This window comes from Alkalihalobacillus sp. BA299 (genome assembly GCF_017745675.1).
Classification (GTDB): domain Bacteria; phylum Bacillota; class Bacilli; order Bacillales; family Bacillaceae_F; genus Alkalihalobacterium.
Genome location: NZ_JAFLJM010000021.1, coordinates 50,307 through 65,993, shown reverse-complemented (window position 1 = coordinate 65,993; position 15,687 = coordinate 50,307). Strand labels below are relative to the sequence as shown.

Below are 15,687 nucleotides of genomic sequence, written 5' to 3'. Positions count from 1 at the left end.
AGCGCCCAGCGTCTAGTGGACTTCGCTCTCCTCCTTACGATAAGTCAACATCGCCTCGCTAGCACTCGCCGTGTTTCCTTTATCTCATACGGAGGTCTCCAGTCCATACGTCGCTAAACGGGCGCTTGCGCTTTTCTTGTCTAGCTGCAGCGCCCAGCGACTAGTGAGACTTCCCTCACCGCCGTACGATAAGTCAACATCAATTCACTAACGTTCATTGTGTTTCCTTTATCTCCTGCGGCTTAGTCCAGTCCATACGTCGCTAAACGGGCGCTTTCGCTTTTCTTATAAGAATTATTCTATTAGTCTATCTCATTCCTCCTATTTCCAAATAATCATGGTAAAATAGTAAATATGTTTTGGAGAAAAATCATTAGAGGTAGAAACTTTTTCTATAGTGGTTCGTATATAGACTAACCGCAATTAAAGCGGAGGTAATAAAAATGGATAGAATTGTGCAACAGCTAATAATAGAGGTAAAAAAAGGGGATCAGCAGGCGTTTGGTGAGCTAGTAGAATTGTTTAAAGATAAAGTATATCAACTGTCATATCGCATGGTGGGTAATGTACATGAAGCGCAAGATATTGCTCAAGAGGCTTTTTTACGTGCATACACAAACATTGATAGCTATGATTCATCTCGTAAATTTTCTACTTGGCTCTTTCGAATAACAACAAATCTTTCCATTGATCGGTTACGAAAGAAAAAGCCCGATTGCTTTTTAAGTGATCCGATTTCTAATAGTGAGGGATTGACTGTTCAATCACAAATTGCTGCAGATCAAGATCTACCAGAAGATCAAGTAGTAACGATAGAAATGCAAGAGTGGATTCAGGATGAAATTAATCAACTTCCTCCGAAGTATCGTTCGGCGATCATACTTAAATACATCGAAGATCTTTCTCTTAAAGAAATTAGTGAAATTCTTAATTTGCCTATTTCAACGGTCAAAACAAGAATACATAGAGGGAGAGAGGCCTTAAGAAAGAGAATGCGTAATAAGTGAAAGGAGGATTTTATATGGCATGTGAACCTAAATATGTTTCTTTGTTACATAAATATCTAGACGGTGAAGCGCCTGACAAAGAACGTAAAGAACTCTACGAACATTTAAAGCAATGTGAAGATTGTAATAGACATTATAAGGAGTTAAAGCGTTCAATCGCTTTTGTCCAAAGTTCATCTCATATATCTGCGCCTAAAGATTTTACAATGAATGTGTTAAATCAATTACCGACGAGTCGGAAAACCTCTACGCATATTTGGAAAAAGTGGGTCAGACGTCATCCTTTCTTAGTTGCAGCTGCATTATTTTTAGTTTTTATGTCATCTAGTATTCTTTCCATCTGGAACTATCAAGAAGGACAATTGATGGTTACAGGCGCTGGAAATTTACAAATTGATAATGAAACAGGAACCGTTGTAGTTCCTGAAGGTGAGGTTATTGAAGGCGATTTAACGATACGCAATGGTAAGCTTGAAATAGCAGGTGAAGTAAAAGGAAGTGTTTTGCTAATTAATAGTGAACAATATTTAGCTTCTGCTGGTTCAGTAAGTGGTGAAGTCAAAGAAATAAATCAGGTGTTGGAATGGACTTGGTACCATATTAAGAAGTTTTTATTAGAAGTGGTTAGTGTGTTTGAACGTGATACAGGAAAATAAAAATTTTGTATTTGACGTATAGTTTTAATTCAAAAGTAAAAATATTGAAGTATTTCTTTGTGGTATAATGAAAAAGCTATTTATTATAGTTTTGTTTTACTAAGGTTTGGAGGATGCAAGTATGTTTCCTGGCGATGAAATTCAATTTCTTACGCATTTAGGGCGTATAGTTGATATATTATTAGTCACCTATGTCATATATAAGCTGATTATGGTCATTCGTGGAACAAGGGCCGTTCAATTATTAAAAGGGATTACAGTGATATTAGCCGTTTGGTTCCTAAGTAATATTCTCGGTTTACGAACTCTTCATTGGCTTATGACGCAAACCGTGACTTACGGTTTATTAGCGATTATTATTATTTTTCAGCCTGAGCTTAGAAGGGCTTTAGAGCAGCTAGGGAGAGGGCGATTTTTTTCGAGAACGAATGCACCACAAGAAGATGTTGCAACCAAATCGATAGAAGCTATTTTGAAGGCATCAAGCTATATGGCTAAACGAAGAATTGGTGCTCTTATTTCAGTTGAAAGAGAAACGGGTATGAATGACTATGTTGAAACAGGAATAGGAATGAATGCTAAATTAACATCAGAGCTATTGATCAATGTATTTATACCCAATACGCCATTACACGATGGAGCTGTAATCGTTAAGGAAAATACAATATTAGCTGCAGGTTGTTATTTACCCTTATCAGAAAATCCGTTTATTTCAAAAGAGTTAGGTACACGTCATCGTGCAGCACTTGGAATTAGTGAGGTTTCGGATAGTATCACGATTGTTGTATCTGAAGAAACGGGTAATGTTTCACTTACTAAGAACGGTGAGCTCCATCGGGATTTAAATGAAGAACAATTAAGGCACCTTTTAGAAAAAGAACTAATTATGGAAACGAAACCAACTACAACCTCTCGTTGGCAATGGGGGGGAAAGAAAAATGGATAAGTTTTTTAATAGTCCATGGTTTGTGAAAATTGTATCGTTTTTCATTGCTTTAATGTTATTTATGATGGTGAATTATGACAATTTATCTAATCAGCCAGCAGGGGTTTTACCTCCTGTTAGTCCTGGTACATATACATTGGAGGATGTTGAGGTCACGGCTCATTATGATGAAGAAAGATTTGCGGTAACCGAAATGACTGAAAGTGTTCAAGTCAATTTAAAGGGGCCACAGAGCTCTATTACACTCTTTCAAGTGACACGACCGTCGTATGAAGTTTTCGTTGATTTACAGGATCGTGAAGCAGGAGTACATCACGTTAGTGTTGAGCATCGAGGATTTCCGAATGATGTTTCCGTTTCAATTGTTCCTCAGTTTGTTCGTGTCGTCTTACAGGAAAAGAAAACGATCTCCCTGCCAGTAGAAGTTGATTTAGTAAATCGATCAGAAATAGCAGAAGGATATTCAATTGGACTTCCGATTGTTACACCAGTTAATGTTGAGATCACAGCTGCAGAGGAGTTAATTAATCAAGTTGCCATTGCAAAGGTTTTTGTTGATGTAAAAGGTGCAGATAAAACTATTGAAAAAAGTGTGCCAGTAAAGATCTATGATCATTTCGGGAATGAGTTACACCTTGATATGGAAACAGCGGTAGTTGATGTTCGAGTACCGATTACAAGTCCGTATAAAGAAGTGCCGGTAAAAGTAACAAAACAAGGTGAGTTACCTGAAGGGTTAAGTATAAATTCTATGACAGTAGACCCGAAGGTAGTTACGATCTTCGGGCCACAGAATATAATAAACAGTCTTTCGTTAATTGAAGGGATTAATTTGGATTTAAGTACAATTACACAAAGTCAAACCGTGCAAATACCAGTACCAAAGCCACGTGGAGTCGAAAAGGTAGACCCTGAAGTGATCAATGTAACGATTGAACTAAGTGTAGCAGAATCATTGGAGATTGAGGACATACCATTAGAGATTACAGGATTATCTGAAGGTTTTTCGGCTGAAATTAGAACTCCTGAGGGTCGATTAACCGATGTGATAGTCAAAGGGTCACGATTACTTTTAGATAAAGTAAGCAGAGAAGATATACAGGCATATGTTGATGTTAATCAGCTATCTTCAGGAGAACATGAGGTGGACATACAAGTAGTAGGTCCACAAAACTTGTTGTTTTTTACTGAAACTGAAAAAGCGTTAATAGTTGTAGAAGAACTTGACAAAGAAGATCAATAAGGGATTTATTGAAGGAGAGATTATTCATGGGTAAATATTTTGGAACTGATGGAGTTCGAGGGGTGGCGAATACCGAATTAACACCAGAATTGGCGTTTAAATTGGGTCGCATTGGTGGATATGTCTTAACAAAGAATACAGAAAAGCCAAAAGTGTTAATTGGACGTGATACACGAATATCTGGTGAAATGCTTGAAGGTGCACTTGTTGCAGGGCTACTTTCAATCGGAGCAGAAGTTATGCGTTTAGGTGTGATTTCAACACCAGGAGTTGCTTTTCTCACCAAAGCATTAAGTGCTCAAGCTGGAATCATGATCTCAGCTTCTCATAATCCTGTTGCTGATAATGGCATTAAATTTTTTGGGCCAGATGGTTTTAAATTACTGGATGATCAAGAAAAAGAAATTGAGCGATTATTAGAGGAAGAAGATACGTTGCCACGACCTGTAGGGGCTGAGTTAGGGCAAGTGAACGATTATTTTGAAGGTGGCCAGAAGTATTTGCAATTTTTAAAGCAAACCGTACAAGAAGATTTCTCAGGATTGAGTATTGCGCTAGATTGTGCTCATGGTGCAGCTTCTTCACTTGCTCCACATTTGTTTGCTGATTTAGAGGCTGATATTTTCACGATGGGTACGTCTCCTAATGGTGTTAATATCAATGATGGAGTGGGTTCGACTCATCCAGAAGCACTTGCGTCGTTTGTTGTTGAAAAAGGGGCACATCTCGGCCTTGCCTTTGATGGTGATGCGGATCGATTAATTGCTATTGATGAAAAAGGGAAAATTGTCGATGGTGACCAAATTATGTTTATTTGCGCAAAATATATGCAAGAGCAAGGTTGGTTAAAACATAATACCGTCGTATCAACAGTGATGAGCAATTTAGGGTTTTATAAAGGAATCGAAGAAATTGGCGTTGAGGCTAAACAAACGAGTGTCGGTGACCGCTATGTAATGGAAGAAATGAGAAAAGGCGGGTATAACCTTGGAGGAGAACAATCAGGTCATATTATTTTCCTCGATCATATTACAACTGGGGATGGAATGTTATCAGCCCTTCAATTAGTAAATATAATGAAAGCGACAGGTAAGCCATTATCACAACTTGCAGGTGAGATGAAAAAGTACCCACAAGTACTTGTTAATATTCGTGTGACAGATAAAGTAGCTGTTCAAGTCAATGAAAATGTCTCACAAGTTATTGAGAAAGTGGAGAAAGAAATGGCAGGTAATGGTCGAGTACTCGTACGTCCATCTGGTACAGAGCCATTAGTCCGTGTGATGGTGGAAGCACAAACAGAAGAACTTTGTGAACAATATGTGAATGAAATTTCGGATGTCGTACGAGAAGAACTAGGACTATGAGTATAAGCAAAAGCGGCACGAGACGTGTCGCTTTTGCATATTTTTAATATTATATGACCTGAAAAAGAAGCTGATTTTATTTAGATTGGTCAGTGTAATTTTTTAACATTTTTATATTTCATTTAGGAAATAGATTGACCATTTTCAGTGTCATATTGTATGATTAGTTTTGACTTTGAAAAAAGAATGGAGGTCAGACAACTATATTTTACAATAAAGCGCCTGAACTATTCATAGAGTAGATGAATAGTTGACGAGGAAGGGGTTTATCGAAGATCGGCGGATGCCCCTCGGTTGCACATCACAACCGAAAGTTTTTGTAAAAAACAGAGAGGTGACTTTCTGTACAAAATCAAAAACATTGATGCCATAAAGAGTTAAGAAGAGTGGGGCAAGTTAATGCCCTGGGGATAAGTAAATTTACATGGGTGTTACTTGCCTCCCAATTATAGGAGGAAAATAACCATGTGTGGAATAGTTGGATATATTGGAACAGAAGATGCAAAAGAGATTTTATTAAAAGGCTTAGAAAAGTTGGAGTATCGTGGATATGACTCTGCTGGTATTGCAATCGTGAATGAAGAAGGTGTGCACCTTTTTAAAGAAAAGGGACGGATTGCCACACTTCGAGCAATTGTAGATGAAGATGTAGCAGGAACGGTTGGAATCGGTCATACTCGCTGGGCGACACACGGGGAACCGAGTAAAGTAAACGCTCATCCTCATCAAAGTACTTCACATCGCTTTACGATTGTGCATAATGGAGTAATTGAAAATTACGAACAACTTAAACGGGACTATTTACAAGGTGTAACGTTCGAGAGTGAAACGGATACGGAAGTGATCGTTCAGCTTGTTGAGAAAGCTCTTAATGAAGGTCAATCGGTGGAAAAAGCATTTCGTCAAACATTATCACTATTAAAGGGATCTTATGCCGCAGCGTTAATAGATGAGATGGACCCGGAAAAAATTTATGTTGGAAAAAATAAGAGTCCGCTCTTAGTTGGTATTGGTGACGATGTTAATGTAGTTGCAAGTGATGCAATGGCGATGTTACAAGTAACGGACACGTTTGTTGAATTATTGGATCAAGAGATTGTTATTGTGACTCGTGACAACATTGAAATTAAAAACTTAGCAGGAGTAACGATTGCTCGGGAACCGTTTAAGGCTGAGTTAGATGCAAGTGACATTGAAAAAGGCACATATCCTCATTTCATGTTAAAAGAAATCGATGAGCAACCTTTCGTTATCCGTAACATTATTTCGAAGTACAAAGATAGTGACGATAAGATTCAATTAGATGACAATATTCGTGAAGCTATGAAATCAGCTGATCGTATTTATATTATTGCTGCAGGAACAAGTTATCATGCAGGACTGGTAGGTAAACAACTAATTGAACGACTGGCTCACATACCGGTAGAAGTTCATATTGCAAGTGAATTTTTATATAACATGCCATTATTATCAGAGAACCCACTCTTTATTTTTATTTCACAAAGTGGTGAAACCGCAGATAGTCGAGGCGTTTTAGTGAATGTAAGAAAGCTCGGTTATCCTGCTTTAACGATTACAAATGTACCAGGTTCTACTTTATCTCGTGAAGCAAACTATACGCTTCATACGTATGCAGGACCAGAAATTGCGGTGGCTTCAACTAAGGCTTATACAGCTCAAATGGCTGTTCTAGCTATTTTAGCTGTAGACACAGCGAATGCTCAAGGTTATGATATTGATTTTGACCCGATTTACGAATTAAGCCTTGTTGCTACTTCGATTGAAGCTTTATGTGACCAGAAAGAAACCATTGAGAAATTAGCGCGTGATTTCTTATCAACGACACGTAACTGCTTCTTTATTGGACGTGGTCTTGATTATTTTGTTGGATTAGAAGGAGCACTAAAATTAAAAGAAATTTCTTATATTCAAGCTGAAGGCTTTGCAGGAGGAGAGTTAAAGCACGGAACGATTGCTTTAATTGAAGATGGAACACCTGTTGTTGCCTTAGCAACACAGGATCATGTGAACCTAAGCATTCGCGGCAATGTAAAAGAAGTAGCAGCACGTGGAGCGAACCCATGCATAATTAGTATGGAAGGTTTAGAGGACGTAAATGATGCATTTGTTATTCCAAAAGTCCACGAATACTTGACTCCATTAGTAAGTGTCATTACGTTACAATTGCTCTCATACTATGCGGCCCTACATCGTGGCTGCGACGTAGATAAGCCACGTAATCTAGCAAAATCAGTTACAGTTGAGTAAGAGATTAATTCTCCTTTTACTTGTTGTATTTTTAAAATAAAGTTGGAAACATTAAAATAAAATTTGAAACATTAAAACAAAGTTGGAAACTGTTGATAAGTGATTATGACTTATAATTAATTTTGTCTCAACTATTGGTCCACTTAAGAATAAGTTAATAAGTCATTAAAATTTTACCTTGATACAGAGATAAGCTTTCTGTATTAAGGTTTTTTATTTTTTAAAATATTGTAAATTTCCAACTTGTAATTATTATACATGTGATTTAAGCAAACTTAATTACGATTTAATGCCTTATATTATTAGATAAATAAACTTTTTTTATTTTACTAACTTATTTAAAAATTAGTATTGATCTTTTATCTATTTTATAAATATTTTAATTTTTGGATAAGTTAACCTTCACTTAAAAGCTCTATTATGAAAAAGTGTAAGGTTAAATATGTTAAATTAACGGGGGATAAGCTTTAATGCTAGAAAATAAAAAACTTTCTATTGCTAATTTTAATTGTACTTTTGGAAAAGATAATGAACCTATGCTTGAACACTTTGAGGATATTATTTTGCCTGCATTTCAACAGGATATTATTAGGGAAAATAAGGGATCTACTTATTTTTTTGAGAATATAAAGATCCTAATGACAAAGGGGGAATTTGTGTTAGCCGGATTATTGATAAAGAGGACAAAATTAGAGGTGAAATCAATTTATAGAGAAGGTGAAGGGCTAACAAGAACTCATGAAATTTATCCATCTGACCCATATTCATACTTCTTAATTAACTTAAAAAACCATAGAATGGTATTAGTGAAAAACCAAAAGGGTAGTCCAACTTTGGCTAATTTTTCATCTACATCAAAGCATTTACTTCAATCTTATATTCGGTTATATAACGAAAAAGTTAATGATAAAGAAGAGAAATTGCCTTCAGTACACTTAAATATTGTAGCTATACCATTTGAGGGCGTTATTAAAGAGGAATTGAAGAAAGTTGCAAAAATTCAAAATGTAACTCTTAGATTTTACCCTTTAAATGGAGATATATCAAACAATGATACGTTCATTCATCTTACTGAAATATTGGATGATGTAGAAAGTGGTAGTGGTTCTGTTCAAATAAATACACCGGATAATAAGAATAAAGTTGCTGAAATATTAGATGATACTAAGGGTTTGGTTAAACCGTCAATAAGAGTAAAATATAAAGATGGATCAAGGAAAACTCTTAAAGATGACTCTTTTACTGAAGAAATGGATATATCTCTAGATGATGATGAATCATTTGATGAAAACATTGATAACATCGCTGGAAAGGTTATAAATAAACAAGAATTTAATGAAATTAGTGAAGGAAATAAAAGAATATATGATAAGTTTTTTGGAGCCATTGAAAAATTGTATTATAAATACCTAAGTAAATAGGTGATATAATGAGCACAGATAAAAGTGATAATTTTAGCAAAAATACTAGGAGTTTGCTAACAGACATAAACACATCCTCGTATAAATTATTTAAAAGGAGTCTAAGGTTAGTTCTACCTTCTCAGAAAAGAACAATATTTTTATTGATATTTGGAATTATAGCCTTTCTTTTTTTAAAGTTTTATTTTATGGAAAATATTAATGCAATAGAAAGTTATAGAGACTTCGTTAAAGAAGTAAATGAGATTGTTATACCTACATTTGCAGTAATAATTACAGGTTATGCGATATTTCAGGCTTTGGTCAACGGAGAGACATTGATTACACTTATTTCAATGGATTCAAAGGAAAGAAGTAGGTTTGCGGAATATAATTACTACTTTTTAGGTTTGAGTTTGTTATATTTAATATTGATTATCTTTAACTTATTAGCGCTATTAATTTTTAAAAATATGTCCAAGGAATGGCATCTACAATTTTTATCGAATAAATTAAATGAAGGTATAACATCATTTTTAATAGCAGTGTATGTTACTTTTGTAATACACTCTTTAATTGAACTAAAAAGTTTTATTTATAATCTCTTTCAATGTTTTAACATTAATGCAGCTCATACTGCTATTAATCATATAAAGGGACAGAAAAATAATAACTCTGAATAATTAGGAATTCTAATTTATTGTCCATTACATTCATCAAACTAAGGCCATTGAAGTTAACTTCAATGGCAATATTATTATTTCGCATAACGAATTAATACTTAAGTAAAGTATATGAGTATTTACTAAGAAAAAAGAAGGGGTTATCAATTTATTAAGAAAAGCATGTGAGGAAAAATATGTTATAAACAGTTTTTTGACTACCTTATTTACCAATGATTTAATATAGTTGAAGTTTAATTGATTACAGCCACAAGAATGTACCATCTCTGCCATGTTTTTTACCAGCACTTGCCACGAAATTTACCACTTGATGTCAACATGTTTACCAATAGAAGAACGTCAACGATTTTAAGTGAAAAAGCCTAATCCTCCTTATCTTTAGCGAGGAATTAGGCTTTGGTCTTCCTCGATCGCGCCAATTGTGGAATATCAATTTCTATTGAATAGTATCGTTGTACTGTGAAACAAAAGATTTTATTAGTTGATCTTCTTCAACATAAGCCCCCGTTTGTTCAATAACAGATTTCCTCACTATTCCAACTTATTTATGTGGCAAGAAGAAAAACTCCAAAAATAATTAACGATAAACCCATTAAAATTAAAATAACTTTCATTAACCAATATGGAATAAACTTGAGTATAAAAGATAGTAAAAATAGTACGATTGTTTCCACTATCCCAGCATTGTACACGGCAGTATTGTCTATATATTCTGCTTTTTTATGTTTCTCTTTAGTAAATTTAAACCCAAAAATTATTAGGAAAGCACCTAATATTAAAATGATTACTATTCCTACATACATCCATATCATTTTTCCACCTACCTCAAAATCCTATTTTTAATAGTTATTCTACTTCATCAAAAAATAAATTCTTGTTCAACTATGCCTTTGTTAAACAATCGCTTCCGATAGTTGAAGATGAAACTTATTTTGAACTTAATAATTCTCCACCCTTTGTTTCATAAAGTTTCAATGACTTACCCGTTTCGGTTCGCGGATAATATTCAACTTCACAATAGTAGCTGCCTTCCTCTGCCCCTTGATAATTTTCAGGAAACATAATGTTATGGTTTTCAAATTCCACAGAAGTATGTCCTCCCCTTGCACTTTCAAATACCCAAACTTCACAGTTCCCTTTATATTGTTCCGTTTTATTAGCCAACACGTTTGGCAAATCCAACAAAAAGTGAACGAATAGAGCCCCAGATAGAAGAATAAAAAAGACTAAGGCAAGAATATTCTTGATTTCTATCTTATATGAATCTCCACTTTTCTTTTTCAGTTTGTATAAATACCAAAGATAAGCTGACATCCCCACAAGCATTATGAATGACAAGATCAATAAAAAGAAATACTCCGTCAATGTTCCTCAATTCCTTTTTTAGAGTTTCTTTTTATACGTTTCCCGAACCAATGATGTTTCAATCGACGCCTTGCCAAATTAACCCATCAATAGGGTTTCAATCCTTGTTCAACTAACCTGCCTCGTTACTTTAAGTACAATATTTCACAAAGTCAATTACATTTTAACATAAATACCCAATTAAAAAATCATAGGTTATTCAAACCGCACTTTATTAGTTGCACAGTATTTAGTCAAATACGAAGAGACGATCACTTTGAATGTAATCGTCTCTTTGACACTTATTCAATTACCAGTATCGTTGTACTGTGTAGCAAATGATTTTGTTTTGTTAGTTGATCTTATTCAACATAAGCACCCATTTAAGAACAATAGAAACAGGAGCAACCCTAATATAGTTGCTCGGCTAATTCATTGCTTAATATTATTAAGATATTATTTACTGAATTGGGTAATGTATGGTAATTCATTATTGTCTTTTTCATATAGATTTTTCATGTCTGTAATTTCTTTCATAACTAATTGGGCAACTTTTGAGTAATTCATTAGAACCAACTCATCCACTTTCATTATCGGTCCAATCACAACTTTTATTGGATGTCGTAACCCTTTTTCTTTTTCTACTCCAACTAGTGCAATTGGTAAAATAGGCGATTCACTCTTATATGCAAAAAAACCTACTCCTCTTTTCGGCTTAGTTTTCTTACTATTTTTACACCTCGTACCTTCAGGAAAAATTCCTAATACTTTTTCTTCTTTTAGTACCGATAGCGAATGTCTGACAGCACGAATAACTATGCCCGTTTTCCGATTGACAGGAATGGCGTGAACCTTTTTAAAAAACCAATTGGTTATCGGAAATTTAAATAGCTCTTGTTTAGCTAAAAAGTGAACCTTTCTGTTTAACAAACACATTAAAATAATAGGATCATAATTGCTGACATGATTAGAAGCAATTATGAGCGAACCTTTCTTCGGAACGTTTTCTAATCCAATTACCTTAATATTAAATTTTACCCGTATATAAAGTTTTACAATCATCCTTAAAACCAGAAAAAGCATCGGCTATCTTCACCTTTATATTTATTTAACCTAAAACTTTTAATCAAAAAGTTAAAAGCCCCACAACCTTTTCGTATCTAATGGAATATAAATTTCATCTCCACTAATTTGACGATGAATGAGAGGATTTTTAAAAAGCTCTTCCATATTATATTTTTCTTGTTTACGTTTTACTTCGGTTGGTACAAAAACTGTATAATTCGTAACCATTATAACCTCCTTAAAAATGTTAATTTTTTTACTTGATATAATCCTAATTTTTTACAGTTATTATTCATTAATTTTAAAATTAATTGTGAATAAATATTCAAGCATTTACAAACAACATTAAAGTGCTTATTACATAAAAGGATCTTGTATAGCTGAGGTGAAGAATTTTGAGATTTCTTTATATACTATTTTTCACTTTTCTAATTAGTGCATTTATACTCCCTTCTTCTGGACATGCCATAGATGAAAGTATGCCATATATACATGTTGATTTATGGAAAAACGAACTTTATCTATTGAATGGACATAAGGTAGTAAAGTCGTTTTCTATTTCACCTGGAACGGATCATAAACAAACACCCATAGGACATTTTAAAGTCATTTATAAAGCTAAAAACTGGGGAGGTGGCTTTGGAACAAGGTGGTTAGGTCTAAATGTTCCTTGGGGCGATTTTGGAATACACGGAACAAATAAGCCTTGGTTAGTTGGTACAAAGGTTAGTAGTGGTTGCATACGAATGAAAAATTCGGATGTTGAAGAATTATATGAATTAGTACCAGTAGGAACACCCGTTCATATTAATGGACCCATCATGGGAAGCGGAGATGCAGAATATAAAAGATTAAGCAAAAATTCAAAAGGCGTTCTTGTCTATCTTGTTCAAATGAGATTAAAAGCTGCTGGATACTATGATGAGGATGTTAATGGAATATTTGATTCAAAAACAGAACGAGCAGTAAAAGAGTTTCAAAAAGATGAGGGAATACCAATTACAGGAGGGATTAGTAAAAGAGATTATATTCACTTAGGGTTATTAGAATAACTTCCCTTAACTATTTGGTTCGAATAAAAAAATGGATGAGATAACCTCGGATAATAACCCATAATTGAACGAAAATAGTTATAGTTAAATCGGTTTCTTTTGTTTTAACTTTTAACTAATTAAAAAAGGGGGCTTTATAGTGATAAATTGGTTAACGAATACTTTTCGTGTCGGCAGAAGAACTCAACAACTTGTAGATATCTTTGGCATGAGACGAAACAATAATCTTTTAAGGTGGGTTAGAACTTACACTTGACCGTAATCTAACCTAGAGCTAGAGGTGCTCATTGGGGCGATAAGTGGCTGTTACACTTTTTCTGATTGGTGGGGGCGTTCATGATTATAGAAGTCAATAAAATGATGAATCTCTCTTCTTGCTTCTCTTGGAGTTTCGTAGTCTTTTAAATAGATTTCTTCATACTTGATTGTTCGCCAGAATCGCTCAATCATGATGTTATCAAGTGCTCGACCTTTCCCATCCAAGCTTGATCGGTTGAGACCGAGTAATTCAGCCTGAGTGGTAATAGGCTACATGTAACTTTTGATTTTACAGAATGAGAAAACGTCCAAAAAGGAATATAAAACCCAGGGTTGAACTTTAAAGCATTAAAAAAACTATTTGAAGGTCTGGTGAAAGGATGTTAGAAGTTCAACATTCTATAAGTCAATTACAAAAACCAAAGGGAAAATCTCTCATTTATATTCGAGGGCAAAATTTTTTTTTCTGGGCAAGCTATTGCATTATTTTATCTTATCTTCCTTTGTATTTTCATGAGAGAGGATTAAATACAAAGAAAATAGGTTTTATATTGGCAGTTGGTCCATTTGTATCCATATTTGGACAACCTTTTTGGGGTATTGTCGCTGATCGTCTAAATTCTATTAGACGAACGATTCTATTGTTAGCGGTATGTAGTACGGCATTATGCATAGGGGTGTATATGGTAAATGGCTTCTATACAACCTTTATTTACTTAAAAATGTTAAATTTCTTTTGTTTTTAATATTCGTTCTCATTATCTCAATCCCACATCAATTAAATCTAAATTTACTAACGATTTATCTGCTACATTAGGTGCATCTAAGCAGATCATTGGACTCGCATGGATGACTGCAACGGCTTTGGAAGGACTTGTGTTTTTAACGTTTGGTAAAATATTAGATCGATATAAACCGTTACCATTATTGGTGGCTGCATCTTTTTTATATATGGTATATATTATTAAGGTAGGAAAGATGGGCTCTTAATATTATTGGTAAATATTGTTTATCAACTGGTGTTCTATGGGCGTTTGCAGCAGTATTCTTCTATGCTCTTACTTCAATCACAGGAAAGGGAATTCAAATGCTTAGTCCATTGTTAACAACTGTTATTCAAACAAGTCTAGGTGTTTTATTATTGATTCCATTAGTGGACTGGTCAAACTTTGTGAATCTTACCTTTGAAAATTGGTAATATATTTATTATAGGATTTATTCATACAGGATTTGTGTTTTACTTATTTTTCAGCAGTTTACGTGAATTAAAGGCTCAAATAATTACTATTTTAGTCTTTGTTGATCCGATTATCGTAATCTTACTGGATGTGACTATTTTGAACTACCGTCCTGATGCCTATCAGCTTCTTGGAACTTTTCTAGTGTTTGTGGGGATTAGTTATTCTCCAAAAAAAGTAAGAAGTTTAGAGAAGGCGTAAGTCTGTTTACTTAAACTAGTAATGCGCTTCAAGAAATAAAAATAATTTTCAATAAAAAGTATGAAAAATAATCAAACTTTTTTATAAAAATCATACGTGTGTTCTAAAAAAAGAAATCCATTTTGCTCAAACTTTATTTTAAATCTACAAGGTAACAAAAAATATGTATCCTAAACAAAAAAGTTGTATCTTAGACAAAAGAGATGTATCTTAATTAAATATAATTTACATTAAGGGTGAATAGCATTAATTTGTTATTTACCCTTTTTGCAAATATTAACTATGAATCGTTTTCATTATAAACTACCTGTTTTAATAAAGATCGTTATTTATAAAAAAGTCTGATCGTTTTTAATAAAGTTTAATCAAAAATCCTGTGTCAATATGCAGGATTTTTTTCTTGTTCAGTAATCAGGCGCTATTATTGAACGCTGTGCTGGACTTGATGTCCATCAAGAAACTGTTATAGCTTGTGTTATGTATGGTCCGTTAGAAAAAAAACCTAAACAAGAAATTCAAACTTTCGACGACGAAAAAGAGTTCAAAAATAACGAAAGGAACTAAGGGATTGAAGCCTGTACTTTGTCAAGCAGCGTGGGCTGCAAGTATGACAAAAGTAACTCGCCTTGCCTCTTTCTTTTATCGAGTTCAAAAGCGAAGAGGATAGAGAAAAGCAACCATGGCAACTGCTCCATCTTATCCTGCGAATTATTTATCATACGCTAAAAGAAAAGATTTTGTATGAGGAACTAGGAGATCAGTATTTACCTAAACAGCCTTATAAAAACTAAATTATTTAGTGGGAAAATAGAGACTCAAGGGTTTATAGTAACCCCTAAGCCAGCTGATAAAACAGCATAAAATTTAGTCTAGATTAAAAAAATTTTAAACAAAAATTTACATACGGGGGTCCTTTTTTGCTTTTTTGACGACATTTTCGTTATAAGGAATGCAGAGTA

Annotated in this window: 15 protein-coding genes and 1 pseudogene; 12 read left to right on the top strand and 4 right to left on the bottom strand. The window is 34.1% G+C overall.

Annotated features, from left to right (window positions below; translation table 11 throughout):
• The first annotated feature begins 443 nt into the window (after positions 1-443).
• The 8 genes from sigW to J0N78_RS21445 all read left to right on the top strand — a co-directional run bounded on the left by sigW (position 444) and on the right by J0N78_RS21445 (position 9,570).
• Positions 444-1,007 carry an RNA polymerase sigma factor SigW gene (gene sigW, locus J0N78_RS21480; protein WP_209125168.1) on the top strand — a complete coding sequence of 188 codons (564 nt, stop codon included), beginning with the start codon at positions 444-446 and terminating at the stop codon, positions 1,005-1,007.
• Positions 1,008-1,021: 14 nt separating this feature from the next.
• The gene (locus tag J0N78_RS21475; protein ID WP_209125167.1) at positions 1,022-1,663 is read left to right on the top strand and encodes an anti-sigma factor family protein; all 642 of its coding nucleotides are present in this window, start codon (positions 1,022-1,024) and stop codon (positions 1,661-1,663) included.
• A gap of 121 nt (positions 1,664-1,784) precedes the next feature.
• Positions 1,785-2,609, top strand: a complete 825-nt coding sequence (gene cdaA, locus J0N78_RS21470; protein WP_209125166.1) for a diadenylate cyclase CdaA — start codon at positions 1,785-1,787, stop codon at positions 2,607-2,609.
• The gene (locus J0N78_RS21465; protein WP_209125165.1) at positions 2,602-3,852 is read left to right on the top strand and encodes a CdaR family protein; all 1,251 of its coding nucleotides are present in this window, start codon (positions 2,602-2,604) and stop codon (positions 3,850-3,852) included. Before cdaA ends, J0N78_RS21465 begins: the two co-directional genes overlap by 8 nt.
• Before the next feature lie 26 nt (positions 3,853-3,878).
• On the top strand, positions 3,879-5,219 hold the full coding sequence (glmM, locus tag J0N78_RS21460; RefSeq protein ID WP_209125164.1) for a phosphoglucosamine mutase: 1,341 nt from the start codon (positions 3,879-3,881) through the stop codon (positions 5,217-5,219).
• A 465-nt stretch (positions 5,220-5,684) separates the two neighbouring features.
• On the top strand, positions 5,685-7,487 hold the full coding sequence (glmS, locus tag J0N78_RS21455) for a glutamine--fructose-6-phosphate transaminase (isomerizing) (RefSeq protein WP_209125163.1): 1,803 nt from the start codon (positions 5,685-5,687) through the stop codon (positions 7,485-7,487).
• Positions 7,488-7,957: 470 nt separating this feature from the next.
• A complete protein-coding gene (locus J0N78_RS21450) occupies positions 7,958-8,908 on the top strand; it encodes a hypothetical protein (protein WP_209125162.1) in 951 nt (316 codons plus the stop codon).
• Positions 8,909-9,096: 188 nt separating this feature from the next.
• Entirely contained in the window at positions 9,097-9,570 is a 474-nt protein-coding gene (locus J0N78_RS21445) for a hypothetical protein (RefSeq protein ID WP_209125161.1), read from the top strand.
• Positions 9,571-10,497: 927 nt separating this feature from the next.
• Here the strand turns inward: J0N78_RS21445 and J0N78_RS21440 are convergent.
• From J0N78_RS21440 to J0N78_RS21430, 3 genes are all read right to left on the bottom strand, one after another.
• The gene (locus J0N78_RS21440) at positions 10,498-10,884 is read right to left on the bottom strand and encodes a hypothetical protein (protein ID WP_209125160.1); all 387 of its coding nucleotides are present in this window, start codon (positions 10,882-10,884) and stop codon (positions 10,498-10,500) included.
• Positions 10,885-11,370: 486 nt separating this feature from the next.
• Positions 11,371-11,997: a lysophospholipid acyltransferase family protein gene (locus tag J0N78_RS21435; RefSeq protein WP_209125159.1), complete on the bottom strand. Its 627-nt coding sequence runs from the start codon at positions 11,995-11,997 to the stop codon at positions 11,371-11,373.
• Between the two features lie 51 nt (positions 11,998-12,048).
• The gene (locus J0N78_RS21430; RefSeq protein WP_209125158.1) at positions 12,049-12,207 is read right to left on the bottom strand and encodes a hypothetical protein; all 159 of its coding nucleotides are present in this window, start codon (positions 12,205-12,207) and stop codon (positions 12,049-12,051) included.
• A 167-nt stretch (positions 12,208-12,374) separates the two neighbouring features.
• On the opposite strand from J0N78_RS21430, the gene J0N78_RS21425 reads away from it, so the two are divergent.
• Positions 12,375-13,031 carry a L,D-transpeptidase family protein gene (locus J0N78_RS21425; protein WP_209125157.1) on the top strand — a complete coding sequence of 219 codons (657 nt, stop codon included), beginning with the start codon at positions 12,375-12,377 and terminating at the stop codon, positions 13,029-13,031.
• A 306-nt stretch (positions 13,032-13,337) separates the two neighbouring features.
• Here J0N78_RS21425 and J0N78_RS21420 read toward each other — a convergent pair.
• Positions 13,338-13,523 (bottom strand): annotated as a pseudogene (locus J0N78_RS21420) (integrase core domain-containing protein); the annotation flags it as partial.
• A gap of 146 nt (positions 13,524-13,669) precedes the next feature.
• Here J0N78_RS21420 and J0N78_RS21415 point away from each other — a divergent pair.
• The 3 genes from J0N78_RS21415 (at position 13,670) to J0N78_RS25985 (ending at position 14,728) form a co-directional block, all read left to right on the top strand.
• Positions 13,670-14,035 (top strand): MFS transporter, encoded by a 366-nt coding sequence (locus J0N78_RS21415; RefSeq protein ID WP_209125155.1) that lies wholly within the window; start codon positions 13,670-13,672, stop codon positions 14,033-14,035.
• 103 nt (positions 14,036-14,138) lie between these two features.
• Positions 14,139-14,279 carry a hypothetical protein gene (locus J0N78_RS21410; RefSeq protein WP_209125154.1) on the top strand — a complete coding sequence of 47 codons (141 nt, stop codon included), beginning with the start codon at positions 14,139-14,141 and terminating at the stop codon, positions 14,277-14,279.
• A 194-nt stretch (positions 14,280-14,473) separates the two neighbouring features.
• A complete protein-coding gene (locus J0N78_RS25985; protein ID WP_247747472.1) occupies positions 14,474-14,728 on the top strand; it encodes a DMT family transporter in 255 nt (84 codons plus the stop codon).
• Positions 14,729-15,687: the final 959 nt, after the last annotated feature.

What these genes read in the sequence shown, in the direction of transcription:
- J0N78_RS21475 (WP_209125167.1), top strand. Translation starts at nt 1,022, where the DNA reads ATGGCATGTGAACCTAAATATGTTTCTTTGTTACATAAATATCTAGAC.
- glmS (WP_209125163.1), top strand. Translation starts at nt 5,685, where the DNA reads ATGTGTGGAATAGTTGGATATATTGGAACAGAAGATGCAAAAGAGATT.
- J0N78_RS21415 (WP_209125155.1), top strand. Translation starts at nt 13,670, where the DNA reads ATGTTAGAAGTTCAACATTCTATAAGTCAATTACAAAAACCAAAGGGA.
- J0N78_RS21440 (WP_209125160.1), bottom strand. Translation starts at nt 10,884, where the DNA reads ATGTCAGCTTATCTTTGGTATTTATACAAACTGAAAAAGAAAAGTGGA.
- J0N78_RS21445 (WP_209125161.1), top strand. Translation starts at nt 9,097, where the DNA reads ATGGAAAATATTAATGCAATAGAAAGTTATAGAGACTTCGTTAAAGAA.
- J0N78_RS21430 (WP_209125158.1), bottom strand. Translation starts at nt 12,207, where the DNA reads ATGGTTACGAATTATACAGTTTTTGTACCAACCGAAGTAAAACGTAAA.
- cdaA (WP_209125166.1), top strand. Translation starts at nt 1,785, where the DNA reads ATGTTTCCTGGCGATGAAATTCAATTTCTTACGCATTTAGGGCGTATA.
- J0N78_RS21410 (WP_209125154.1), top strand. Translation starts at nt 14,139, where the DNA reads ATGACTGCAACGGCTTTGGAAGGACTTGTGTTTTTAACGTTTGGTAAA.
- J0N78_RS21450 (WP_209125162.1), top strand. Translation starts at nt 7,958, where the DNA reads ATGCTAGAAAATAAAAAACTTTCTATTGCTAATTTTAATTGTACTTTT.
- sigW (WP_209125168.1), top strand. Translation starts at nt 444, where the DNA reads ATGGATAGAATTGTGCAACAGCTAATAATAGAGGTAAAAAAAGGGGAT.
- glmM (WP_209125164.1), top strand. Translation starts at nt 3,879, where the DNA reads ATGGGTAAATATTTTGGAACTGATGGAGTTCGAGGGGTGGCGAATACC.
- J0N78_RS21465 (WP_209125165.1), top strand. Translation starts at nt 2,602, where the DNA reads ATGGATAAGTTTTTTAATAGTCCATGGTTTGTGAAAATTGTATCGTTT.
- J0N78_RS21435 (WP_209125159.1), bottom strand. Translation starts at nt 11,997, where the DNA reads ATGCTTTTTCTGGTTTTAAGGATGATTGTAAAACTTTATATACGGGTA.